This is a genomic window from Halalkalibacter sp. APA_J-10(15) (assembly GCF_023017105.1).
Classification (GTDB): Bacteria; Bacillota; Bacilli; order Bacillales; family Bacillaceae_D; genus Halalkalibacter.
Genome location: NZ_JALKEV010000008.1, coordinates 1 through 22,946, shown reverse-complemented (window position 1 = coordinate 22,946; position 22,946 = coordinate 1). Strand labels below are relative to the sequence as shown.

General features: G+C 37.2%; 24 protein-coding genes. 5 read left to right on the top strand and 19 right to left on the bottom strand.

Annotated features, from left to right (window positions below; genetic code table 11):
- The first annotated feature begins 69 nt into the window (after positions 1–69).
- Positions 70–1,050, top strand: coding sequence for a LacI family DNA-binding transcriptional regulator (locus tag MW695_RS10890; protein ID WP_247105345.1), 981 nt, complete (start codon positions 70–72; stop codon positions 1,048–1,050).
- A gap of 394 nt (positions 1,051–1,444) precedes the next feature.
- On the opposite strand, the gene kduI is transcribed toward MW695_RS10890, so the two are convergent.
- From kduI to MW695_RS10830, 12 genes are all read right to left on the bottom strand, one after another.
- Positions 1,445–2,275 (bottom strand): 5-dehydro-4-deoxy-D-glucuronate isomerase, encoded by an 831-nt coding sequence (gene kduI / locus MW695_RS10885; RefSeq protein WP_247105344.1) that lies wholly within the window; start codon positions 2,273–2,275, stop codon positions 1,445–1,447.
- Between the two features lie 30 nt (positions 2,276–2,305).
- Complete coding sequence (kduD, locus tag MW695_RS10880; RefSeq protein ID WP_252120738.1) at positions 2,306–3,064, bottom strand: 2-dehydro-3-deoxy-D-gluconate 5-dehydrogenase KduD; 759 nt, start codon at positions 3,062–3,064, stop codon at positions 2,306–2,308.
- A 107-nt stretch (positions 3,065–3,171) separates the two neighbouring features.
- Entirely contained in the window at positions 3,172–3,933 is a 762-nt protein-coding gene (locus MW695_RS10875) for a DeoR/GlpR family DNA-binding transcription regulator (RefSeq protein ID WP_247105343.1), read from the bottom strand.
- A 259-nt stretch (positions 3,934–4,192) separates the two neighbouring features.
- Positions 4,193–4,558, bottom strand: a complete 366-nt coding sequence (locus MW695_RS10870; protein WP_247105342.1) for a sensory rhodopsin transducer — start codon at positions 4,556–4,558, stop codon at positions 4,193–4,195.
- 26 nt (positions 4,559–4,584) lie between these two features.
- Positions 4,585–6,189, bottom strand: coding sequence for a response regulator transcription factor (locus MW695_RS10865; protein WP_247105341.1), 1,605 nt, complete (start codon positions 6,187–6,189; stop codon positions 4,585–4,587).
- Positions 6,190–6,202: 13 nt separating this feature from the next.
- Positions 6,203–7,936, bottom strand: a complete 1,734-nt coding sequence (locus MW695_RS10860) for a sensor histidine kinase (protein ID WP_247105340.1) — start codon at positions 7,934–7,936, stop codon at positions 6,203–6,205.
- A gap of 95 nt (positions 7,937–8,031) precedes the next feature.
- Positions 8,032–8,676 carry a YesL family protein gene (locus tag MW695_RS10855; protein WP_247105339.1) on the bottom strand — a complete coding sequence of 215 codons (645 nt, stop codon included), beginning with the start codon at positions 8,674–8,676 and terminating at the stop codon, positions 8,032–8,034.
- A 141-nt stretch (positions 8,677–8,817) separates the two neighbouring features.
- Positions 8,818–9,846 (bottom strand): glycoside hydrolase family 88/105 protein, encoded by a 1,029-nt coding sequence (locus tag MW695_RS10850; RefSeq protein WP_247105338.1) that lies wholly within the window; start codon positions 9,844–9,846, stop codon positions 8,818–8,820.
- 108 nt (positions 9,847–9,954) lie between these two features.
- Positions 9,955–10,797, bottom strand: a complete 843-nt coding sequence (locus MW695_RS10845) for a carbohydrate ABC transporter permease (RefSeq protein ID WP_247105337.1) — start codon at positions 10,795–10,797, stop codon at positions 9,955–9,957.
- A gap of 2 nt (positions 10,798–10,799) precedes the next feature.
- Positions 10,800–11,765 carry a carbohydrate ABC transporter permease gene (locus tag MW695_RS10840; RefSeq protein ID WP_247105336.1) on the bottom strand — a complete coding sequence of 322 codons (966 nt, stop codon included), beginning with the start codon at positions 11,763–11,765 and terminating at the stop codon, positions 10,800–10,802.
- Positions 11,766–11,833: 68 nt separating this feature from the next.
- A complete protein-coding gene (locus MW695_RS10835) occupies positions 11,834–13,186 on the bottom strand; it encodes an ABC transporter substrate-binding protein (RefSeq protein ID WP_247105335.1) in 1,353 nt (450 codons plus the stop codon).
- 266 nt (positions 13,187–13,452) lie between these two features.
- Positions 13,453–15,324: a DUF2264 domain-containing protein gene (locus MW695_RS10830; RefSeq protein WP_247105334.1), complete on the bottom strand. Its 1,872-nt coding sequence runs from the start codon at positions 15,322–15,324 to the stop codon at positions 13,453–13,455.
- A gap of 207 nt (positions 15,325–15,531) precedes the next feature.
- Between MW695_RS10830 and MW695_RS10825 the strand changes: the two genes are divergently transcribed.
- Positions 15,532–15,951, top strand: coding sequence for a fluoride efflux transporter FluC (locus tag MW695_RS10825; protein WP_247105333.1), 420 nt, complete (start codon positions 15,532–15,534; stop codon positions 15,949–15,951).
- Positions 15,948–16,328 (top strand): fluoride efflux transporter CrcB, encoded by a 381-nt coding sequence (gene crcB, locus MW695_RS10820; protein WP_247105332.1) that lies wholly within the window; start codon positions 15,948–15,950, stop codon positions 16,326–16,328. The genes MW695_RS10825 and crcB overlap by 4 nt, the downstream gene beginning before the upstream one ends.
- 39 nt (positions 16,329–16,367) lie before the next feature.
- Here crcB and MW695_RS10815 read toward each other — a convergent pair whose 3' ends face one another.
- The 4 genes from MW695_RS10815 to MW695_RS10800 form a co-directional block, all read right to left on the bottom strand.
- Positions 16,368–16,991, bottom strand: coding sequence for an SGNH/GDSL hydrolase family protein (locus MW695_RS10815; RefSeq protein WP_247105331.1), 624 nt, complete (start codon positions 16,989–16,991; stop codon positions 16,368–16,370).
- A 24-nt stretch (positions 16,992–17,015) separates the two neighbouring features.
- The gene (locus MW695_RS10810) at positions 17,016–17,921 is read right to left on the bottom strand and encodes an AEC family transporter (protein WP_247105330.1); all 906 of its coding nucleotides are present in this window, start codon (positions 17,919–17,921) and stop codon (positions 17,016–17,018) included.
- Between the two features lie 184 nt (positions 17,922–18,105).
- Complete coding sequence (locus tag MW695_RS10805; RefSeq protein WP_247105329.1) at positions 18,106–18,951, bottom strand: sugar phosphate isomerase/epimerase family protein; 846 nt, start codon at positions 18,949–18,951, stop codon at positions 18,106–18,108.
- A gap of 1 nt (position 18,952) precedes the next feature.
- On the bottom strand, positions 18,953–20,032 hold the full coding sequence (locus MW695_RS10800; protein ID WP_247105328.1) for a Gfo/Idh/MocA family protein: 1,080 nt from the start codon (positions 20,030–20,032) through the stop codon (positions 18,953–18,955).
- Between the two features lie 217 nt (positions 20,033–20,249).
- Between MW695_RS10800 and MW695_RS10795 the strand changes: the two genes are divergently transcribed.
- On the top strand, positions 20,250–20,333 hold the full coding sequence (locus MW695_RS10795) for a YjcZ family sporulation protein (protein ID WP_035343904.1): 84 nt from the start codon (positions 20,250–20,252) through the stop codon (positions 20,331–20,333).
- A gap of 53 nt (positions 20,334–20,386) precedes the next feature.
- On the opposite strand, the gene MW695_RS10790 is transcribed toward MW695_RS10795, so the two are convergent.
- From MW695_RS10790 to MW695_RS10780, 3 genes are all read right to left on the bottom strand, one after another.
- Entirely contained in the window at positions 20,387–20,593 is a 207-nt protein-coding gene (locus MW695_RS10790; RefSeq protein ID WP_306421141.1) for a hypothetical protein, read from the bottom strand.
- Between the two features lie 4 nt (positions 20,594–20,597).
- Positions 20,598–21,722, bottom strand: a complete 1,125-nt coding sequence (ald, locus tag MW695_RS10785) for an alanine dehydrogenase (protein ID WP_247105327.1) — start codon at positions 21,720–21,722, stop codon at positions 20,598–20,600.
- A gap of 73 nt (positions 21,723–21,795) precedes the next feature.
- The gene (locus tag MW695_RS10780; RefSeq protein ID WP_247105326.1) at positions 21,796–22,224 is read right to left on the bottom strand and encodes a hypothetical protein; all 429 of its coding nucleotides are present in this window, start codon (positions 22,222–22,224) and stop codon (positions 21,796–21,798) included.
- Between the two features lie 116 nt (positions 22,225–22,340).
- Between MW695_RS10780 and MW695_RS10775 the strand changes: the two genes are divergently transcribed.
- Positions 22,341–22,775, top strand: a complete 435-nt coding sequence (locus tag MW695_RS10775) for a DUF2621 domain-containing protein (RefSeq protein ID WP_247105325.1) — start codon at positions 22,341–22,343, stop codon at positions 22,773–22,775.
- Positions 22,776–22,946: the final 171 nt, after the last annotated feature.

Genomic DNA, 22,946 nt, shown 5'->3' with positions numbered 1-22,946 from the left:
TCTTATCAATCATACTCTATTCTGTTATAATTAGTAAATATAACAACGTTTTCAATAATGGAGGATTAAATGAGCGTAACGATAAAAGACATTGCCAAAAAAGCCGGAGTGAGCTATTCAACCGTTTCAAAGGCTTTAAGAAATAGTCCCTTAGTAAAAAAACCAACTAAAATAAAGATTAAGGAAATTGCTGAACAATTAGGTTATCAGCCAAACGCTGCAGCACGAAGCTTAGTACAAAAAAAATCCTATACAGTTGGTGTCATATGGCCTACAGTTGAACGTGTTGCGCCTTCTATATTAATCACTAAATTAAATGAGCTACTCGAAGAACATTCATACACAACTTTACTGTCCATTAACAAAGTCGACCAAGCGATTGCGACCTTCAATCGATTCCAAGTAGATGCGATTATTGTCTTTGGAGAACTTGATAACGTTCAAGAGTTATCACTAGCATCAACGGTTCCGATTTTACACTACGGCGTTCAGACCTTGAAAGATGCTCCGACAATTGATGTGAATCGGCAATATGCGATCAAGCTTGGTGTTACACACCTCAAGGAGTTAGGACATGAACATATTGCGTTTATCGGAGACCAATCAAAAGAAAACACATTGCAGCGCGCAAAATTAGTCGGTTTTCTTGAAGGTATGGGTCTAAATGAGAAGTCAGAAATAGAAAAGCTCGTGATACCAACAAACGGATTAGAGCTACACGATGGATATATGGCAGCAAAGCAACTCTTTGAAAGACAAAGTAACATTTCTGCTGTTATTAGCGGTAGTTATGATTTAACACGTGGCATTTTACGAGCGGCTAATGAGTTTGACTATAATGTACCTAAACATTTTTCTATCGTTAGCTATGATAACATTCCGCAATCAGAGGACTTACATATCGAATTAACGACAGTCGGGGTTCCAATTTCCCGAATTGCAAGTGAAATTACGAAGTGTGTTTTAACGATGATCGAGAGTAAAGAACCTACTCGTTCCGTTGTTTTAGAACCAGAAATTAATATAAATGAATCGACGAGAAAAATCTAAGCTAGAGACACAACGAAAATGAGATGTTCGTAAGTGCGACTATAAAATAAATTTTCCAAAAATAAGAGATGGAGTGCGCTAAGATCCATTTCTGCCAAGATCATCTTATCCCTACATCTCATCGCAAGAAACTCAAAATAACCATCCATCATGATTTTTTCAGATGGATGGTTATTTACTTTTATTCTACATGCAACCTGAATCATTTGAGACCAAGACATGTATATGTTCAATCGTTCTAGCTTTTAATAGATTTCGAGATTTGGTAGGTCGGTCAGTATTTTCATAAAGTACTAACAGAAATCAATCCCATTCACTTGTGCTATCAGACAGGCTTAAATAACCGCAAGTGCGAACGGAACTATTATCACTTCGATCCTGACGTTTTTTACAACTACTTCAGATCTTCCATCTTAACGAAGTCCATATCTTTAAATGTATAATTCTCTCCAGCCATTGCCCAAATAAACGTATAGTTATTTGTACCAACACCTGAGTGAATCGACCATGGTGGTGAAATAATCGCTTGCTCATTTTTCACTACTAGATGACGTGTTTCGCTTGGCTCACCCATAAAGTGGAAGACTCTTGACTCATCCTCCATATCGAAATATAAATAAACCTCCATGCGTCGATCATGCACGTGTGCTGGCATCGTATTCCACATATTATTAGGCTCAAGGAGTGTCATTCCCATCATTAACTGACAACTTTGTAACCCATCACCATGAATATACTTATAAATGGTTCGATTATTTGATTCACTATCAGATCCTAGCTTTGTCGGCTCAGCATCAGCGATAGGAAGAACCTTCGTTGGGTACTGTTTATGAGCAGGTGATGATACTAAATAAAATCGAGCTGGATTAGAGGCATCCTCACTTGATAATGTCACTTCTTTATTTCCTAAACCGACATATAGGCAATCACGCTTTTTTAAATCATATGATTGTCCGTCAACCGTTACCGTTCCATTTGGTCCTATATTAACAATTCCTACTTCTCGTCTCTCAAGGAAATAATCTGTACGTAGTGCATCTCCAGCATCTAATTTCAGATCTTCTCCAGTAGGAATCGCTCCTCCAATAACAACACGATCATGATGTGAATAGAATAAATTGATCTTCCCCTCTTCAAATAACGATTCAATCAAAAACTCTTCTCTTAATTTTTCTGTTGTATATTTTTTTGTATCCGTTGGGTTTGCTGCATATCTAATTTCCATCACTAATTTCTCCTTTCAAATTTTAATAGATTAAGAACTCATCCATCCACCATCAACACAAAGTACATGACCATTTACATAACTTGACGCATCAGAAGCCAAAAAGACTACAGGACCTTTTAAATCAGCAGGTGTTCCCCACTCGCCCTTTGGTATTCTTGATGTAATATAAGCATTTCGAGCTTCATCGTTACGAAGCGCCTCTGTATTATCAGTCGCCATATAACCAGGAGCGATAGCGTTTACATTAATGCCTTTGCTTACCCATTCATTTGCCAATGACTTTGTTAAGCCAGCAATCGCATGCTTACTTGCTGTATACGCTGGAACTCTTAAACCACCTTGAAAAGAGAGCATTGAAGCTATGTTAATAATTTTTCCGGAACCTTGCTTAATCATTTGCTTTCCAACCTCACGTGTTAGTCGAAAAACAGAGTTTAAATTTACGTTAATGACCGCATCCCAATCCTCATCAGAAAACTGTTCCGATTCATTTCGACGTATAATGCCCGCATTATTAACCAAAATATCAATCTTATCCACCTTTTTCAAAGCGTCATCGACTAATTGCAAGGCAGCACCTTCTTGACTTAAATCAGCATTAATTTCATAAAATGACTGACCTAGTGCCTCGATTTTGCGACGAGTATCAGACATATCACTAATCCCTGCGCCGATTACATCTGCTCCAGCTTCAGCTAATCCAACTGCCATGCCTTGTCCCAGTCCACGGCTAGCTCCTGTGATGAGAGCTACTTTACCATTTAAAGAGAAGGGCGTTTGCACCATACCAAAACCTCCCAATACCGAACGTCATAGCGTTCATTTATGTTCGTTACAGTTCGATTATAACACCTACATCACAAGAGTTCAACTTAAAACAAAAACAAACTCACTTAATTCCCTACTAAAACAGGAACGCCTAAATGCTCGATTTCTTTTCTAATATGAACATCCAATTGATTATCCGTTACGATCCCATTTACATCATTGATATGAGCAAATTGAATTAATCCTACCTTTTCGAATTTGGTTGAATCAGCTACTAATGTCACTTGATCTGCACATTGCAAAATTTGCCTTTTCCACTCAATATGAAAGCTATTTAGTACAGTTAATCCATGTTCGACTGAAACCCCTGTTGCTCCTACGAACAACCGGTTAACACGGATACGTTTAAGTAGATCAGACGCTTGAACACCGAACAAGGAGCTTGATGTTCCAATCCGAGTTCCACCTAATACCATTAATTGGACAAGCTCTTTATTCATTAATTCATAGGCGATTGTAATATCATTTGTAATGACCGTAACTGGAAAATCCCCTAACAAGTTCGCTAACTGACGTGTTGTCGATCCCCCATCTAATAATATCGTTTCATTCGGTTTGATTAATGTAAGTGCAGCCTCTGACAAATTCAATTTTCGTTCATTATATTTAGATTTTCGTTCATTAATTGGGAAAAGACTCCCGCTTTCCTCCTGCAATACTGCTCCACCATGAATTCGTTTCAATAATCCTTTTTCCTCTAACGTGACTAAATCAATTCGAATCGTCTTTTCTGTTACCCCAAGCAAATGGCTCAGTTCAGATACTTTTACAATTTTCTTTTTTTCTAATTCATGTAATATGGCTTCAAATCGTTCTACTGAGTGCATAAAATCCTCCATCGATAACAAAACTATTTTTGTCTTTCTATTATCGAACGTAAATGAACATTTGTAAACATAAAATATGAAAAAACGCGACATCGTCTTTTCTTTAAGTTTGCCAACACCCTTTATGATTTTCCTATATTTTCTTCCTCGAATTTTTTAAGTTCTTATACTGTAAAAAAGCTTTCTTTCTCTTTAACTTACTTCATTTACATAGAAAAAATCACTCATGAACGCGATCATAAGTGATTTTTTCATTTAATTATTTCAGGGCATAGGCCATAGTCGACATAAGCGCTAATTCTGGTTGAGTTGAATCAAGTCGGCTATATTGAACGATAATCGGTTTATCGCTTTCGATTTCTATCGCATAAGGAACGCCTACTGGAATTTTTTCACCATCTAATGATAGCTCACTAGTCCGAATATGCTTTGTCCGTTTTGCTGGTACTTCATAAGCGATTTGTTCTAAAGGTGGACGATCCTCGAAATAAATCGTTATGGAAAGTTGTGCCTTTCTCTCTTGACAGTTTAAAACACAAATCGATTCATGACTCAATAATTCATTTGTACTCTCTGGAGGAATATATCCATCCGGAATATACCAAATTTTTTCGCCTTTTTGCATGTTACATCTTCCTTTCTATTGAGGCTCTATTGATTAACTGGCCTTCTTTGAATTAAATCAGTAGGTGTTAAACCAGTAAATTTTTTAAACGTTGTCGTGAAGTAAGCAGGGTTTCCAAATCCAACCTTCTCAGATACTTCATAGATTAAATAATTTCCCTCTTGAAGCATTTTCTTGGCCCGCTCCATCCGTATTCGAGTAATATAATTTTTAAACGATTCTCCTACAATATTTTTAAAAATTTGTCCGAGATAATTACGGGAAATATACAATTCATTCGCAATATCTTGTAACGTAATGTTCTCACTTAAATGTTCATTCACATACTCAACAATTTGTTCAACTAACTGCCTATGTTTCTTATTTTCATCCCAGCTTTGATGGATACAAATTTGCTTTGTTTTCCCCTCTATAAATTGTTGTAGTTCAATCCAATTTGTTAACAGTGATAAATCATAGATTAAATCTTTATTCTCGGGCAAAATTTCCGATAAATTCATACCAATATCATGTAATGAATACGTCATAATGGTCCACATTTCAATTCCAAGTCTTACCGCAGCAGCTTGATGGTAAGGTTGATCTTTAAGCTTATCAAAAAATGGTGAAATAACATGACGGGCTGCTGTTTCATCGGCATGTCGAATTGCTTCAGAAAGCTTTTGACTGACTTCCATACCATTTGTCCATAGTTCATTCGTGACAATTGCTTTTTCACTTAGTGGTGAGACAGTAGTCGGTATGACTGTACGTTCCAGTGCCACTTTCATTGAGTCTTGTAGCTGCTCCCAATTAGAAAGAATAGAACCAATGCTTACATTCACCTTCACTTGTAGAAAAGACTGAATGCTATTTTTAATTTTATTTGCTATATTGTGTAAGCTGTCCATAAATAATTCTGAATCTTGTTCACTATGAATTGTTAAAATCCCTTGAAACAAATGAACTTCAAAATATTGATAATCATTAAATAGTTCTTCGGTAAGATCATTAATAATATTGTTACAAGCAAATCGAAATAAATTCCAATCTGAATGGTAAAATGAAGTGTTTTGCAACGGTTCATCATACGTAATAGCTAGAACGGCATGATTTTTATACTTCCATTTTGCGATATAATGTTGAATGCTTTTCGGAACATTTAACACATTCGCAGTACCTGTAACAACCGATTTAACCCATTCTTTTTCAACTAATGATTCATAAACAACTACCTTATTCTCTAATTCCTTCATTTGCTTTTGCTCGGTTCTCTCATCTTGTAATTGACTGATCATTCTTTCTAACACTTCTGTTATCGTATCTAGGGAAGCGGGTTTAGACAAATAGTCGGCAACGTTCAACCTCATTGCCTGTCGTGCATATTCAAAATCATTGTAACCGCTTAAAATAATGACTTTACAATTCAAGCAATCCTCTTTCAATTCTTGGATCATTTCTAACCCATTTAAAATAGGCATATAAATATCTGTAATCACGATATCTGGCTTCACACGCCTTATTAATTCTTTACCATCCTGACCATTTTTAGCTTCACCAGCCCATTGACAATTTAAGCGCTCCCAAGGAATCACTTTTTTCATTCCTCTTAGAACTTTTTGATCGTCATCAATAATGACCACTTGCCACATATAAAGACCCCCTTTATGATGTTTCATGCATTTGACCATCTTCATCCTTTTGTTTAGGTAATTGAATCGTAACAATCACACCACCTTGATCACGGTTCTTAACAGAAACATTCGCCTCATCACCATAATACACATCCAGCCTCTCACGAACATTTCTTATGCCATATCCCCCAGTAGGTAACCTTTCATGCTTTACCGGCTTATTTACAAGCCCTATTCCATTATCTACAATTTGTATGGTAATATGGTGGTCGTGCTCTTGAATATCGATAGTAATGTAGCCTTTTCGACCATCTTGAAAACCGTGAATAATCGCATTCTCAACAAATGGTTGAAGCGTTAATTTTGGTATTAAGTAGAAACGGACTTGGTCACTCACATTCATTTCATAATCTAGTCGATCTTCTAGTTGAATTTTTTGCAGTTGTAAATAATAATCCAAATAACTTAATTCATTTTCAATTGTAATTATACTAGCCCCTTTTGAAAGACCTATCCTTAACATCTTTCCTAATAATTCGAGCATTTTGCTCATGTCATGATCGCCACGCTCCATCGCTATCCAATTCAATTGGTCTAACGTATTATAGAGAAAATGTGGATTAATATTTGCTTGAAGCGCTTTAATTTCAGCCTCGCGTTGCCTTTTATTTTGTTCATCCAATGATTCGTAAAGAATTTTAGAGCGATTCATCAAATCTTGAAAGCCATTAAACAACTGCCCAAATTCATTTTTATAATCTTTCGGTAATCTTGGAATTGGCTGGGTCACTTCATAACGTTTCATTACATTAGCTAAGTGTAAGATTGGCTTCGTAAAGCTCCTAGTTAACAATAGTGTATAAACTAACGCTATGAGTAATGCAACGACACCAATTAAAATCAAAAATTTCATCATTTCTCTACTTGGCGCAATAATTTGTTCGTATGGAGTCGTTTCCATAAGTGTCCAATTAACAGGTTTGATCGAAGTAGCTACAATATATTGGCCATCATGCCTGATTTGAAATGTTACTTCACCTTCATCGATTTGTTCCTTCGCTTTTTCTAGTTTTGAGTAAACCTTTTCATCTAGTGATATCTCACTTGTACTCGCTAATATTACTCCATTCTGATCTAATAGAGAGATTGGTTCTCCTTCACTATAACCAAACAACCAGCCTTGAACGGTATATGGATCTAAATTAATGATTATGACAGATTGAAGTTCCCCTCGAGATGTATTAATTTTTCGGCCATAGCTTATAACAGAGGTTTCGCCACCTACCATCTCAACTTGTCTTGGCCCTAACCATGCTGAACTAATATCTTGAATATGCGTGTACCAACTTTCTTCTTCTATTACACTCAAATCATGGTATCGTACAGGGTATTGAATATTATCTATAGGTGGTGACGTTAAATAAATTTCGATTGAATGAATAGCTGGAATACTATAAATAATATTTGAAAAATCCTGTGTTACTGGTGAAGTTGAACTTGTAAACCAATGCTGATCCGCTATCATATCACGAAAGTTTTTTTGCCGTGATAGAACAACAGAATAATCCTCAAACGTCCCTATTTTACTAGTTAAATCATCACTCATTAATTTCAGTTGGCTTTCTTGATACTCATTTGTTGTTTGCAAAAGTCCTGATACAGAATACTGATAACTGACGTAAATAATAATGAACAGTAATAGAAGAATGAATAAGAAGAAGCTCCCAAACAATAATTGACGAATTCGGTATTTTTTTAATAACATCGAGCTATTCCCCCAGCCCAAAAGCACCAATCATAGATTTAAACGATTATATAGTCATAGTAACAAAAAATCATTATACGTATATTGTGATACAGCTAATAATTCACCTGTTCTTGTTGTTGTCCTTGCCTTTCCTCCATTTTTGCAAAGGCATTTAAAGAAACAACGCAGACGAGTGAAATGACAAGACTAGCGCCATAGAAAATGAGTAATCCTGGGAATGCATAAATTAAAACTGTTATGATCGCCATCCCAAATAAGAGAAAAAGACAATAATGCACATGTGCAATTCCGATCATTAAAGAATAATGAAGGCATTTCTTTAAAGGGATATCGTAATGTACGTATACAGGGAATATAAATAGAGCCATTACGAAAAATAGCACAGCAAATATTGACACGACTACACCAAAGAACGTCAATTCAAACCCTGTCATAAATGCAAGCATTTGTGTGCTCACAAATAATGTCATCACACCTAAAAGCAGCAATAACCCAATCATATTAGCCTTCCAAAAATCTTTTTTGTAATGATATATAAATCTATTCATTAAAGAAGAGTCTTCTTCATGCAACAACCGACGACGTAAAACAGCAAACATCGCAACTGTCGCAGGAGCCCACCCGAATACACCTAACCCTAAAATCGTAAATAGGATCCATAAGGCATTTAATAGAGCCAGCCTCATTAACCATTCAAAGAACGTATTAAATCCACTTGAAAACCCTGAAAAGTTCATAGACTAGCAACTCCTCGCTTTTAATATTGTAATCGCTTACAGTATAGTATACTGGATATTGTCGATTATACAAAGATAAAAAATGTTAAATTACTATAAAAAAACAACAGACCTAACAATAGTCTGTTGTTTAAGATTCTATTAATTTATATTTCGGTGCTTTAGAAGTGAAGCAAAAAATACAAGAGCAAGACCTTGCCCCCAGCCTTGGACACGCTTATCTGGGACATCTTTGTAGCCTTGTGCATCATTCATAACAGCCGTACCCGCAGATACATTCAATACTGATCCATCTTCCTTAACCTTCTGTAATAGACCATCAATTGATTTCTGAATATATTTATTATAAAGCTTCCCTCTCACTAACAAAGACGCTGCAATCCCTGCACTTCCAGAAACCTCATACGGTGAAGTAGGGTCTTGGACAATCGTATGCCATAATCCGTTATCTGCTTGTAAACGAACGAGCGCGCTTTGTTGATCTCGAAGCGATCCGTCAATAATCATATAAGAAGGGTGCTGAACTTCAACAAGTTCAAGAGCTCTTGCCATCGTAATAGCAGCCCAACTATTCCCTCTCGCCCAAAAAATACTCGACATGTTGTTTCCAGCTATATGATCCCATCCGTGATAATATAGGTCTGTATCATCTGATTGTAAAAATTTCTCATGACCATGATACTGTTTTAATCCAAACTCAAAATAATCGTTTCGATCTAACAATTTCCCAATTCGCAACAGGAAGTAGCCGGCCATAAACATCGTATCCACCCATGCTTGCTCAGGGAATTGATATTTCTCACCATTTACAGTATGCTGCAAAATACTATCATCAAAACGTTCTGCATCGTTTACAAGGTATTCAGCCATTTCAGTAGCTACCTCTAAATACTTATCTTCCTTTTTCACCTCGTATAATGTCAATAAAATATGACCGATCGACGATGCATTGACCGTTAATTTAGGAAGACCATCCTCTAACTCTTCATCAATCCACTCTTTAACTAAATCAATATATTTTTCTTCTCCCGTTACTTCATATGCTTCCGTTACTCCATAGAAAGCCACTCCACCAGGCCAATCCCAACTAAAATCCATTTTAAACGTCCGATCAACGATTCTGTCAATAACCTCTATTACTTGCTGTTCATCAAAACTTAATTGTGGCATTCTATCCCCTCCTCATAAACATCTTACTAAGGTGGATGAATCTTTCGTTTAAAGGTCCAACCACCCTCCGTTTCTCCTATTACCCTTCCAACCTGCATACATCTCTCTTTATTTCAAGCCTGTCGTCGCTATTCCTTGAACTAAATACTTCTGGAAAAAAGCGAATAAAATAAATTGTGGAACTAATGATAGGGAGGACATGGCAAGTAAAGGTCCCCAGTTTGTATTACCATCGGTATCCATAAAATTCCGCAATCCGATTGTGACCGTATGCAAATCAGCACTATTTAAATAAATTAATGGAGCTAAGAAATCATCCCAAGTCCACATAAAGGCAAATAGCGCAACTGTAACGAGCGCAGGTTTAAGCAACGGCAAAATAATTCTCCAGAAAACACCAAATGTTGAGCAGCCATCGACAATTGCCGCTTCATCTAATTCTCTTGGAATACCACGGATAAACTGAATTAAAAGGAATATAAAAAATGGTGTTCCTCCCAAAAAGGCTGGTACAATAAGCGGATAAAAGGTATTAACCCATCCAATATTATGAAACATCACGTATTGTGGAATCAACGTTACTTGTACTGGTAACATAATCGTCCCCATCAAACAAGCAAATAAAATTCCTTTGAATTTAAAGTTCAGTCTCGCAAATCCATAAGCAACGATACTACTAGAGCATATAGCACCAACTACAACAAGCGATGTGACAATCGCTGAGTTTCGAAAGAACACATCAAACCCTGTACGTCCGAATCCTTCCCATCCTATAGGATAGTTTTCCCACATAAATACGCTAGGAAGAAGCGAAATAGCATTGTTAAAAATTTCCTCTGCTGGTTTTAATGAGCTTGCAAACATCCACAAAATTGGATAGATCATTAGAAAGCCAAAAGCAGTGACAAAGACATAATAGATGACATCTTTTAGAAGACGCTTATTTTCCATGATTAACGCCCTCCTTCCGATTCATAATAAACCCAATATTTAGACGTTTTAAATAAAATTAACGTAATAATCCCGATCACAACTAACAAAATCCAGGCCATTGCAGATGCATAACCCATACGTAAATATTCAAATGCTACTTCATATAGGTACAATGCATAAAACAAGGTTGAATCCATTGGACCACCGTTTGTGATGAGATACGCTTGTGTAAATGTCATGAACCCACCAATCGTTTGCATCACTAAGTTAAAGAATATAACAGGTGTTAACATTGGAAGTGTTATTTTCCAAAAACGAACAAATGAATTAGCTCCATCGACACTCGCTGCCTCATAAAGCTCTTGTGGAATTTGTCTTAAGCCTGCTAAGAAAATAATTAAAGGTGAACCAAATTGCCAAACAACAAGTATAATAAGCACAGATAACGCTGTATCTGGATTACCGATCCAGTTTGTTCCTGCAAAACCTAACGATTGTACAAACTCATTGATTGCCCCATTACGTCCAAATAATTGTCTCCAAACGACCGCAATAGCTACACTTCCTCCGATGATCGAAGGTATATAATAAATCGTTGTAAACAACCCTGTCCCTTTTCGACCAGTATTAAATAGCAACGCGAGCAAAAGGGCAAAAATTAATTTTAACGGAACTGAAACAAATACAAAAATAAATGTCACTTCCATTGATGTACGGAAACGCGGATCACTTGTTAGAACGTTAATGTAATTTTGAATGCCAATCCAATCTGGACTTGAAAGTAAATCATAATTAGTGAATGATAAATAGAGAGAAACGATCATTGGTCCTAAAATTAAAACAATAAACCCGATTAACCAAGGAGAAATAATCGCATAACCTGTTAATGTGTTTTTTAAAGCTTTCCTTTTTTCTAGTTTTTTTGTATGCTCGGCCAGCTCATTTGAGCTTAGCTCCGCCTTTGTTACCTCTTCAGGCTTAGCCATGATCGCTCATACCTCCTCTTCTAAGAAAAGGGAGAGCTCAAAAAGGAACGAGCCCTCCCCCACTTCCTTTAATTCAATACATTCTCAGCTTCTTGCATAAATTGTACAGCTGCTTCCTCAGGTGTAATTCGATCGTATTTCAATGTTTCGATAACACGTAAGAATGAACCACGAACCTCAGTTTCACCTGGAGGAGATAATGGGTCTGCAGGGCTTGTATAATCAGCTACAAGCTCTAAGAACTCAAATGTCTCTTGTACTGGTCCATCAACCATTGGCGCTAAGTGATCACGTACTGCTGAAGAAATCGGCACACCCCGATCAGCTTGTAAAATCTCATTTGCTTCTAAACTATTTGTAAAGAAGTCAATAAATAACGCTGCAGCTTCTTGCTCCTGAGAATGTGTAGCAATTGAAAAAGACATACTTGGACGAATCCAATTTCCGTGTTGTCCTCCATCGAGAGATGGTAATATCGTTAACCCTAATTCATTATCAGTAGTTTGAGAAACACCGATGATTTGATTACTTGCAGCCATCTGCATAGCGGCTGAATTGTCAGCTAACATCGCATTTCCACCATCAATATAATCCATCGTAATATCATGTGATGGTGCTGCACCTTCATTAACCATATCTTGTATTAGTGTAAAGAAATCGACTAACACGTCTTCCTCAAACCCAAGTCCAGTACCTTCTTCATTGAAGACAGATTGTCCATGCTGACGCGCATAAGTAAAGAACATTTCAAATTCTGCATTCGCTAAGTCAAATCCATAAAAATCTCCATCAGCGTTTTCTACCATTTCTAGCATTGCATCAACCATTTCTTCATACGTATAACCAGGATCAAGTGTAATCCCATGTTCTTCAAACATATCACGATTGTAAATCGTCGCTAGTGCGTTGGCACCTAGAGAAACCGCTAACACTCGATCACCATCATGATTAATCTCTTGGTAAACCTCATCGACGTCATCTAAATTAATTGTTCCATCTTCAATAAATGGAGCTAGATCGACTAATAAATCACGACTAATATACTCATTTAATTGCGAGTTGTCCATATTAATAACGTCAGGTAAGTTAGAACCAGCCGCTTGTGTATTTAATCTCTCCCAATACCCGTCCCAGCCCGTATACTCAGGCTCTACCGTAATATGAGGATACTCTTCTTCAAATAAATCAATCGCTTCAAGTGTCATATCGTGGCGTTCTTGTCCACCCCACCAAGCAACTCGAATCGTCACATCTCCTTGATCACCGTCATTTGTTGCTGAATCATCGCCGTCATCTGCTGGCGTTTCCTCTGCACCGTCATCACCAGCATCATCGCCACCAGTGTCAGAGCTACATCCAACGACAACAAGTAACATAGCCAAGATCATTAGCAATAGGAATTTCGACATTTTCATCTTCATTTTTGTTACCCCCTATTTCGAATTTGTAAGTGCTTACATTTACTATTATAGAGTTTTCGTTTTCGAGATGATAGATAACAAACGTTAAATATATTTTGAAAATCAACAAAGTTTAGGAACAATAATGACCGTTTTAAAAACTCACATTAAGAATAACTTCTTAATGTTTGGTCGCATTACGACACATTCCTCCTTTCATAAATATAAAAAGTCGACAAAGATTTGCACTTTGACGACTCTTCTTATCTCTTACATAATGGTAGTTATCATGACAAATGACTTGATACATCCAATTCAAATAACAGCTTCTCTCGTCTAGCGCTGCTATAAACAAATATAACATTTGCTTTTGTCTCAACGACCGGTGCTTCTTCCCAGCTATATTCGGTTGATTTTGGTTCCCCATACACGGCATTAATAAATATACTGTTTCCTTTGTCACATTGTGCTATTGCAGTTGGAATAACGGTACGTGAATGGATCACATTCGTATTAGAATGAGGATGCACAAGTTTTGTGTGACCATTTCCACTCAAATGTTTGATCCCGCTCAATCCTAATGTCGTTTTGGCTAATACCTCATTTCGACTTTCTTCAATAGCTAGCTGTTCTTTCCCATAAGGCTCAAATGGTTTTCCTAATGCAAAACCACCATCGGCGACATCTAAATCCCGATTACTATTAATAACATGAATACGAACGTGCCAAGGTGCTCCTACAACGAGCCATGTTTTTATGACAACATCGTCCCAAGGCTTCCATTTCGTATAGATATAATTTTCTTCAAGTTCCCATTCTTCACTCTTTCTTTTTACACGATAAAGGTTATCTCTTTCACTTACTGCAAGCATCGAGTCAAATGCCCCTTGCTCTAATCCCCATTCAGCTCTCGGTACACTAAATCCAAAGTAGTTAGAATACACAAATTTTTCATATTTAGCAGAAGTATGTGTATGTTCATTTGTTGAGTGATGACCACTATTAAAGGCTAATACGTGACCTACTTCATCCTGGCGACAAATCGTTAAATGTGCGGATCTTTGTAATAATGTTTGCTTTAAACGTGGAAGAGATTGTTCCTCAGCCTTCCAAAAGAGATGATCATGATCAAGTGCTAAAATTAAAAAGGCTTTCAAGCCCCAATACGGAGAGCCTGGAGAATTGTAGTTCTCCGCCATAATTAAGTTCGGGTACGTATATCCAATACTTAACGTACCATCTGCAAGTAAAATCGCTTGATCTAACCACCACCGTATGTGCCTAAGGATGATTCCTTTCATCACACTAATCGAAAAAGCATCGACCTCTGCAAAGACCATAGCACTCCAAAACGACACCTGAGCAAATCGATATGTTAAGCTACGACCATAAGGTAGGGCAGAGCCGTCATTTGAAAACCAATGAATGAAATCTTTTGCAAATAAACGAGCTCTTTCTTTATACTTATGTGAACGTGTAGGATCTTCCTTCTCCATCAATTTCGCATAGAGCAAACAATAATAATGAATGGCAAATGAAGTATAATAGTCACAATGACCACCGACACCATCGGAATACCAGCCATTATGAAGATAATAGTCTTCTATTCGGTCTAAATGCCGCTCCATCTGGTCTTCGTCATACGATACTCCAATCCTTTTCAAACCAAGATTTACGACAACTAAAAAGAGAAGCCAATTACAATCATGAGCTTTATAAGAATGGATTTGTGAAAGCCAATTCACAAGGTTTCTTTTTTCCTCCTTATTTAATGGATCGTATAATTTTTCTGGTGCAATCGCTAATGTTAAACCATAAGCGGCCATCTCTACAATTTTTTGATCGTAATCAGTCAAACATCCCCAGAATTCCTCATGATCAGGGTTTGTGCCATTTTTAACACCTTGGAGAATAGAATCCCAATGCTCATACTCTCCACCTCCAGCTACTAAAGGAGCAATTCCCCACAATGGCCTTGAAAACCCTTCCATAAATGCTGTTGATTGAGAATAACTTGCGCTCGTGTTTCCTATATGAACATGCGCAAAGGCTGGACTGCTTTTCTCCATTAAAGGCTCGCATAATTGCTTGACTGCTTGTTGGATATCAGCTCTTGTTTTAAGTGAGTTATCATGGATGTCTAAAGGGAATTTTCTCATTTAATCATTCCTTTCGTTTATGTAATATAGAAACTTATTAACTATGAAACCCATTTCATTTATTCAATCTTATAAGATTGAACATTCTAACGTCAACTAGTTTTGTCATTTTTTAAAAAGCTAATAATATGTTAGGAAATGTTGGCTTCATTGTACCATTTCATTTAAACTATATGAGATGGCTTAATTGGAAGGTGGAAGTATAAATTGAAGGTTCAATGGGAAAATGTTGTTGCAATCGGAATCGGGGCAGCAATTGGGACAATAAGTCGATACGGGCTAAACTTATTCACATTGGAGACAGGCTATCCTTTTGGAACGCTTATTGAAAATCTATTCGGAAGCTTTCTTTTAGGTTTTTTAACGGCGTGGTTCTTACTTTTTATCCCAAAGGAATGGGTTAAGCTCGGGTTAGGAGTTGGCTTGTGTGGCGGTTTTACAACGATGTCAACATTAGCAGCAGATGCAACATTTCTTTCTACTACTTTTACTGCTTTTGATGCGATCATTTACATATTTGGTTCAATGGTAGGAGGTATCCTATTTGCCCTACTCGGATTCGAACTAGCAAGAAGAGTTTCCGGTAAATGGATTCGATTTAAAAAGCATGAGGTGAACGGCGGATGAACTTGATTTTATTAGCCATTGGTGGCGCATTAGGAGCTATTTCACGTTATTTAGTAGGTTTATACATGATGGAGCGTTTTCCGAATCCCCCTGTCCCGATTGCTATGTTGTTTGTAAATGTACTCGGATCTTTTAGTCTTGGATGCTTCTTTTCATTGTATTTTAAACAAGTACCAATCGGTGCCTATGAGGACCCTTATTACCTTTTTTTCGGAATCGGTTACTTTGGTGCTTTTACAACCTTTTCTACATATAGTGTTGAAGCGATGCAATTATTTAAGCAAAAGAAATGGAAGGAATTTGGGTTTTATGTTTCAATGAGTATTTTCGGCTCCATCCTCTTTTTCCTTATTGGGTTTACAATATTCCGTCTTTGAGGCTTGGATATCTTACTCCTATCCTTGCCTCAAACTTCTTTACCCTAAGACTGCCTCAATCCACTCTTTCATCATTAGCATGTCGCCTAATGAATTCATATGTACACCATCAGTTGTTAATGGCTGTTCATTTTGTGCTTCTAAATAAGTAACAAACGCTTGGTGAGTAGGGACGACGATTGCTTCAAACTCCTCAGCAACTTCATGGACAACTTGAACATAGGCTTTTAACAGTTGATTGCCTTTCGCTAGTAAGTCTTCTTCAATTATGGTTGGCTCCATTAAGATGATCGTCGCATTGGTGTTTTCTTTTACTTCCTCTAGAATTCTGATATAAATTTCTTTATATTGATCAGGAAATACTTGCTCCATTTCAGGATGATCAAGCTGTCGCCACACATCATTAACTCCTATTGATACAGAAAGATAATCAGGATTGAGATCAATCACATCTACTTTCCATCGAGCCTCTAAATCCGATATTCGATTCCCACTTACACCTTTATTCAATACGTGAAGGGATTTATTAGGATTCGTAATATGTAAATAATCTCTTATTAACCTTACATATCCCCACCCAATCATTTCATTATCTTCTTTTCGGCCTGAATCTGTGATACTGTCACCAATAAATAATATACGGTCTTTATTGTTAAATTGCATACTCCTCCTCCTCAATCTATAACGCTACATACTTACGATCATTAGCATAATCGGAACGGTGACGATACTTAATACCGTTGTTACCAATGTACTAAATGAAACAAGGTCTGGCTCCGTGTCAAATTGTAAGGCAAACATGGTCGTATTTGCTGCTGAAGGCATCGCTGCTAATACAATAAGTATACTTGCTAATGGTTGATCAATTGGCAATAATAAAATAATTCCATAAGCAACGACAGGAGAAATAATCGTTCTCATCACAATGATGAAGCTCAATTCCTTCATAGCTACTTGCTTACGTTTGATTAGTGCCAACTGCATGCCAAGTACAATCATGATCGTAGGTATCGTTGCATCTGCAATCATATCAATGGATTGATACAGTTGAATTGGGATATTTAATTGCATCAATTGGCATGCTAAACCGAGTAATGCACCATAAATTAATGGCATACGTATGACTTTAATAAAAGCTTGCTTCATCGTATTTCCTTCGCGGCTCCCTCTAGCTGCATAATATAATCCGATTGTACTCATTAGAAAAGATTGAATGACCATCATGATAACCGCATAGTCAAATCCAACCGTTCCATATGCAAACAATATAATAGGGACTCCATAATTCCCACTATTCATAAATACTCCAGTAAGAACCATAGCTGATACTTGAGATTCGCTCGATTTCATGATCTTCCCTGCAACAAAGGAAACAACAATTAATCCAAGACAAAGAAGTAAGCAAAAGGCGAAAATATAAAAATAGTTGATCGTTACAGGATTCATATAAAAGGTACGAAAAGCTAAAAACGGTGACATTAAATAAATCGCTAGTACAGATATCGGTTTCGGATCAAATCCAATCATCTTTTGTCCAAGAAATCCAACAGCAAATATTAAAAAAGCCGGTAATACAATTAATAAAAAACTCATTCAAAGGACCCCTATACTAAGTAACTCAATACGTTGTTTATTATAACTCAAATTCCCCCACTAAAAAAAGAGGAGACTATATTTGAATCATAAGCCTCCTCTTTCCTACGAAGGTCACAGAAAAAGTTTATTTTTTACTTATATTGTGACCTCTGATTTTCACCTTCATCAGTGACTTCCATTTTTAGCGTTCTAATTGTTTAAATAACGCATCATATGCGTTGGATGTCTTATCCCAAAGCTGTTCTGGTTCTTGATCTTCAGGGATTTGAGTGAGAACTTCTTGCGTTATAGAACCTTGGTAACCGATAGACTGTAGTTGTTTTAAAAATTCAACAAGATTGATAACCCCTTCCCCAGGGTATAAACGATCATTATCTAACACTTCTGATACAGGAATACTTTTTGCGTCATTTATATGAACATGGACAATTTTCTCCACATCGAGCTGATTTAATTCGGCAAAATCAATCCCAGTTGTGTAACAATGATAAGCATCAATTAACAAGCCAACATTCGCCTTACCTATCGCTTCAATTAAATCGATTGTTTCAGACATCGTCCAAATAAATGGATATTTCCACGCAGTACGAAGATGGTGAGGGCCAACAAATTCTAATCCAAGTTTCATATCGTACTCATTTAAGATAACTGCACACGTACGAAAACGTCGAACCGCTCTAGCCATAAATGCTGCTGGTGGATAATCAGTAGACGGTAATATATACGTTACACATGAGCGGCAACCTAAGGCCGACGCAACTTCAGCTTCTCGAATAAATGGCTCTAAACCTGTTTTAAACTCCTCTTCCTCACGTCTCCACTCTACTGATAATCCAATTGCTCCGATTTGAATGTTATACTTTCTTAAAAACGCTCGTGCTTCTTCTAACCCAATTTGTTCAACCCAGCAAACGAGCTCATTTCCACTCGTATCAACTGATTCAAATCCATACTTAGACGCGTTTATAATAAATTCTTCAATTGTTCCAACATCGCCTAAACCAGCATTGGTGACTCCTTTTAACATATTATTCACCTTCAATATCCCAATTTAATTGCACTTCACGTCCGGTTTGAGAAGACTCATAAATTGCACTTAAAATTAAATTATTCGTATAGCCTGTTAATGCATTAGAAATCGGTTCTTTTCCTTCACGAATACATTCAAGAAAATGTTGGCTTAAACGAAGTCGCTCCCCTTCTTCTTCTTCCGCTGCTTCTAAATCGACGTCAATTGTCTCATCAAACCTTTCAGTTAGAAACTTACCCTTATTCCCACGAATCGACGCTCCACCTTCACTTCCTAATACATGAACAAATGGTTGACTATCTGTATCCATATGAACAGCCCAACTTACATCTAATGTAAGAGTACTACCATCCTCCATTTTAATAAAGGCAGATGCTAAATCCTCTACATCATACGTTCCATCCCAATTTGGCTTCCCCCATGTACCAATTCCTTTCTTTCTTGGACCGAACTCAGCATAGGTCGAACCGAATACCGAAATTGGTTTAGGATTGCCCATCAAATACAAAGACAGATCTAATAAGTGCACACCGATGTCAATAAGTGGACCTCCACCAGATTCATTCTTCTGTGTGAACCACGTTCCCCACCCTGGTATTCCTTTACGTCTAAACCAGCCTGCTTTCGCATGGTAGATCGATCCCAGTTCACCACGATTAATTTGATCCTTCACTTGTAGAGCAATCGATTCCCATCTCATTTGGTGAGGAATCATGACTACTTTACCTGTTTGTCGTTGAGTAAGTAGGATTTCTTTTGCATCACGTTCATTAATCGCCATTGGCTTCTCTAACATGACATGCTTACCTGCTTTTAATGCTTGGATTGCAAGAGAAGCATGATATTTATTTGGAACGGCTACAATGATTGCGTCTAAGTCCTCATCGGCAATTAATTCCTCTGCTGTTTCATAAACACTCTCAATCCCATACTCCTCAGCCCTTGATTGAGCCATTGGGAGAAAGACATCAGTAATCGCTTTCAATTCAACCTCTTGTTTAAGTCGATCGAATACGCGTAAGTGAACATTGCCAATATTCCCTGCTCCAATTACGCCTAATGTTAATTTAGTTGTCATTATAATAAACCTCCTTAATATCATTCTACTACTTATTTTAATATGAACCTAGAAAGAAGTCTCGTTATTTTTTTCACTTATCTTTTTTACAATAACTAATGATTACATTTCATTTAATGCAAATGATTTCTTCTCCATTTCCTCCACGAACACCCAATCACCCTTTACCTTAAGTACATATATTGATACTGAAATCAGGTTAAAGGAGGCTAATAACATGAGTCATTATGGCGGTGGGTTTGCGCTACTAGTCGTATTGTTCATTTTACTTGTTATTGTTGGAGCAGCTTATATTTGCTAAGGTCTTCAATAATAAGTTAGGGATGAGCGTTATAAGTTCATCCCTTTTAACGTTTATTTAGTCCAATTTGGTTCATATGTGTAAATCGTTTCTCCACCATGCTGAGCATTCCCTCGAAAGTTAATCGCATCTTCCTGCTTAACTAATACTTCACGAAATTGTAAAAAATCCGCTCGCTTAACCCGATATTGTGTCAATTCTTTACTACGTAATTGCTCCAAAATCACTTTCGCCTCATTTTCTTCCATGTTCATCCCCATTTCATTAAGAAAGTGAATCCAATGTTTCTTCAGCAGCCTTATAGGCAAGCTGCAAATCATCCGCTACAGCCTTATAGGTTATGCTACCACCAGCTACGTTTAAACCTAATAATAGTGCACCGTTTCGAAGCACAGCATCTCTTATTCCTAGTTTTGCAATTTGTAAAATGTAAGGAAGTGTTACATTCGTCAAGGCAATTGTTGATGTTCGTGGAACAGCACCAGGCATATTGGCAACTGCATAATGAACAACTCCATGTTTCGTATAAGTTGGTTGATCATGAGTTGTAACCTTATCAATGGTTTCAAATATTCCACCTTGATCAATGGCAACATCGACAATAACAGAACCATCTCTCATCGCTTTAATCATCTCTTCACTGACGAGTTTCGGTGCTTTAGCTCCTGGTATTAAGACTGCCCCAATAACTAAATCAGACTTAGCAACATACTCTGCTATATTTAATGGATTAGACATCATTGTTTGGACTTTGTAACCAAATAAATCATCTAGCTCTCTTAACCGATTCGGATTTAAGTCAATAATCGTCACATTTGCACCTAAGCCTATAGCTATTTTCGCTGCATTTGTCCCTACAATTCCGCCTCCGATAATCGTTACAGTCCCTCTACTTACACCAGGGACGCCAGAGAGTAATATGCCTGTTCCGCCTTTAGGCTTCTCTAGAAACTGTGCACCTACTTGTGTTGCCATACGGCCAGCTACTTCACTCATCGGTGTTAATAAAGGAAGTGTATTTCCAATTTGAACCGTTTCATATGCAATCGCAATGACGCCACTTTTCATAAGTGCTTCTGCCAATTCACGAACGGCTGCCAAATGTAAATATGTAAATAAAATAAGACCTTGACGAAAATATTGATATTCAGAAGGGAGAGGTTCTTTAACCTTGACAATCATCTCAGCTCGTCTCCAAACTGTCTCTGCTTCATTCATTAATTCTGCTCCAACATCTTCATAATACTGATCAAAAAAGCCACTTCCCTCACCTGCTCCTTGTTCGACCAAAACACGATGACCTAATTGAATTAAGGTAGAGACACTGGCTGGTGTCATCGCAACACGATTCTCATTGTTTTTCACCTCTCGAGGAACTCCAATAATCATTTGTCACCCTCCTATACATTTTTTCTTATATAGTATGAACGATCATGACATAATTATTGTACAAAATCGAGAATTAAACGTAGCGCAATAGCTTCAAAGCAAACATAAGGACCGTAATAATCATCAATATAAGGCTAGCTCGTCTTAACTTACTAACGTCATCATAAGATTTCAAGGCTGAATGCTGTTCGATTTGTTCTAGAACAAGCCTAACATATTTCGCTGTGATCCCTAAATAAGCACTTAATACGAGCCATACAACTAAAACAGCCAAGAACCAAAAATTAAGCCAACTAGTAGCTAAATAAACTCCCGTCAACAACGAAACAATGACTCCGATATGTGCAATAAATAAGATCGGCTTATAAAAACGCAATAGCCTTTGTAAAGCTACTACATTTCTTTCTAATAAGCTCCCTTTAATAAGCCAAACGAACGGGATTAATAAAAAGAAAAATAAGGAAAAAACTAAATGAATTCCATAAAAAATGATCTCTAGCATTACTCTCACCCCAGATACTCATCATATCAAATATTCACGAAATCGAACAGGATTCAGTCGCAAAGAATATCAATCCTATGATAGGATAGGATGGAAGATAAGTTGAGGTGAATAAGATGCCTAATGAAGGATTCATGTGGTTTATTGTTGGTTGGACTGTCTTTTTAATAACCATTATGTTTATCGGCGGATACTTCATGTTTCGGAAATTCCTGAAACGTTTGCCGAAAGAAGATGGAAAGTCAATATTAGACTGGCAAGACTATTATATCGAACAAACACTCCATTTATGGAATGACGAACAGAAGGAATTACTAAATGATTTAGTAGAGCCTGTACCTGAATTATTCCGCGATGTTGCAAAAGGAAAGATTGCAGGAAAAATTGGTGAATTAGCACTAAAAGATCAAATTGACGTCTTAACCGAAGATTATATTATTAAAGGTTACATTATCGCCACACCAAAACGAGACCATAAGTTTCTTATCAAGAAATTAAAGGAAAGAAAGATTGATATGACACCGTACAAAGAATTATTAGAAAGCTCATGATCACAGAAACAATGAAAGACACCATTTCTCAGTGAAATGGTGTCTCAGCCTGTCGACAAAGTCGACAGGCTGGTTTGTTTAGTAGTCAGGATTCGGCTCTTCGACTACGCTACCGGGATGGGGGGCACGCTTTCCGCAGGCGGGCGTTGAACTAACCGGCTGCGCCGGTGG

Bases quoted from the DNA above. Each gene is read 5' to 3' on its own strand.
- MW695_RS10835 (WP_247105335.1), bottom strand. From the start codon at position 13,186: ATGAAGATGAAAATGTCGAAATTCCTATTGCTAATGATCTTGGCTATG.
- MW695_RS10815 (WP_247105331.1), bottom strand. From the start codon at position 16,991: ATGCAATTTAACAATAAAGACCGTATATTATTTATTGGTGACAGTATC.
- crcB (WP_247105332.1), top strand. From the start codon at position 15,948: ATGAACTTGATTTTATTAGCCATTGGTGGCGCATTAGGAGCTATTTCA.
- MW695_RS10810 (WP_247105330.1), bottom strand. From the start codon at position 17,921: ATGAGTTTTTTATTAATTGTATTACCGGCTTTTTTAATATTTGCTGTT.
- MW695_RS10865 (WP_247105341.1), bottom strand. From the start codon at position 6,189: ATGTGGCAAGTGGTCATTATTGATGACGATCAAAAAGTTCTAAGAGGA.
- MW695_RS10860 (WP_247105340.1), bottom strand. From the start codon at position 7,936: ATGTTATTAAAAAAATACCGAATTCGTCAATTATTGTTTGGGAGCTTC.
- ald (WP_247105327.1), bottom strand. From the start codon at position 21,722: ATGATTATTGGAGTTCCTCGAGAGGTGAAAAACAATGAGAATCGTGTT.
- kduI (WP_247105344.1), bottom strand. From the start codon at position 2,275: ATGGAAATTAGATATGCAGCAAACCCAACGGATACAAAAAAATATACA.
- MW695_RS10845 (WP_247105337.1), bottom strand. From the start codon at position 10,797: ATGGAAAATAAGCGTCTTCTAAAAGATGTCATCTATTATGTCTTTGTC.
- MW695_RS10790 (WP_306421141.1), bottom strand. From the start codon at position 20,593: ATGGGGATGAACATGGAAGAAAATGAGGCGAAAGTGATTTTGGAGCAA.
- MW695_RS10875 (WP_247105343.1), bottom strand. From the start codon at position 3,933: ATGCACTCAGTAGAACGATTTGAAGCCATATTACATGAATTAGAAAAA.
- MW695_RS10840 (WP_247105336.1), bottom strand. From the start codon at position 11,765: ATGGCTAAGCCTGAAGAGGTAACAAAGGCGGAGCTAAGCTCAAATGAG.
- MW695_RS10830 (WP_247105334.1), bottom strand. From the start codon at position 15,324: ATGAGAAAATTCCCTTTAGACATCCATGATAACTCACTTAAAACAAGA.
- MW695_RS10805 (WP_247105329.1), bottom strand. From the start codon at position 18,951: ATGTTAAAAGGAGTCACCAATGCTGGTTTAGGCGATGTTGGAACAATT.
- MW695_RS10870 (WP_247105342.1), bottom strand. From the start codon at position 4,558: ATGCAAAAAGGCGAAAAAATTTGGTATATTCCGGATGGATATATTCCT.
- MW695_RS10795 (WP_035343904.1), top strand. From the start codon at position 20,250: ATGAGTCATTATGGCGGTGGGTTTGCGCTACTAGTCGTATTGTTCATT.
- MW695_RS10890 (WP_247105345.1), top strand. From the start codon at position 70: ATGAGCGTAACGATAAAAGACATTGCCAAAAAAGCCGGAGTGAGCTAT.
- MW695_RS10800 (WP_247105328.1), bottom strand. From the start codon at position 20,032: ATGACAACTAAATTAACATTAGGCGTAATTGGAGCAGGGAATATTGGC.
- MW695_RS10855 (WP_247105339.1), bottom strand. From the start codon at position 8,676: ATGAACTTTTCAGGGTTTTCAAGTGGATTTAATACGTTCTTTGAATGG.
- MW695_RS10780 (WP_247105326.1), bottom strand. From the start codon at position 22,224: ATGCTAGAGATCATTTTTTATGGAATTCATTTAGTTTTTTCCTTATTT.
- MW695_RS10850 (WP_247105338.1), bottom strand. From the start codon at position 9,846: ATGCCACAATTAAGTTTTGATGAACAGCAAGTAATAGAGGTTATTGAC.
- kduD (WP_252120738.1), bottom strand. From the start codon at position 3,064: ATGGTGCAAACGCCCTTCTCTTTAAATGGTAAAGTAGCTCTCATCACA.
- MW695_RS10775 (WP_247105325.1), top strand. From the start codon at position 22,341: ATGCCTAATGAAGGATTCATGTGGTTTATTGTTGGTTGGACTGTCTTT.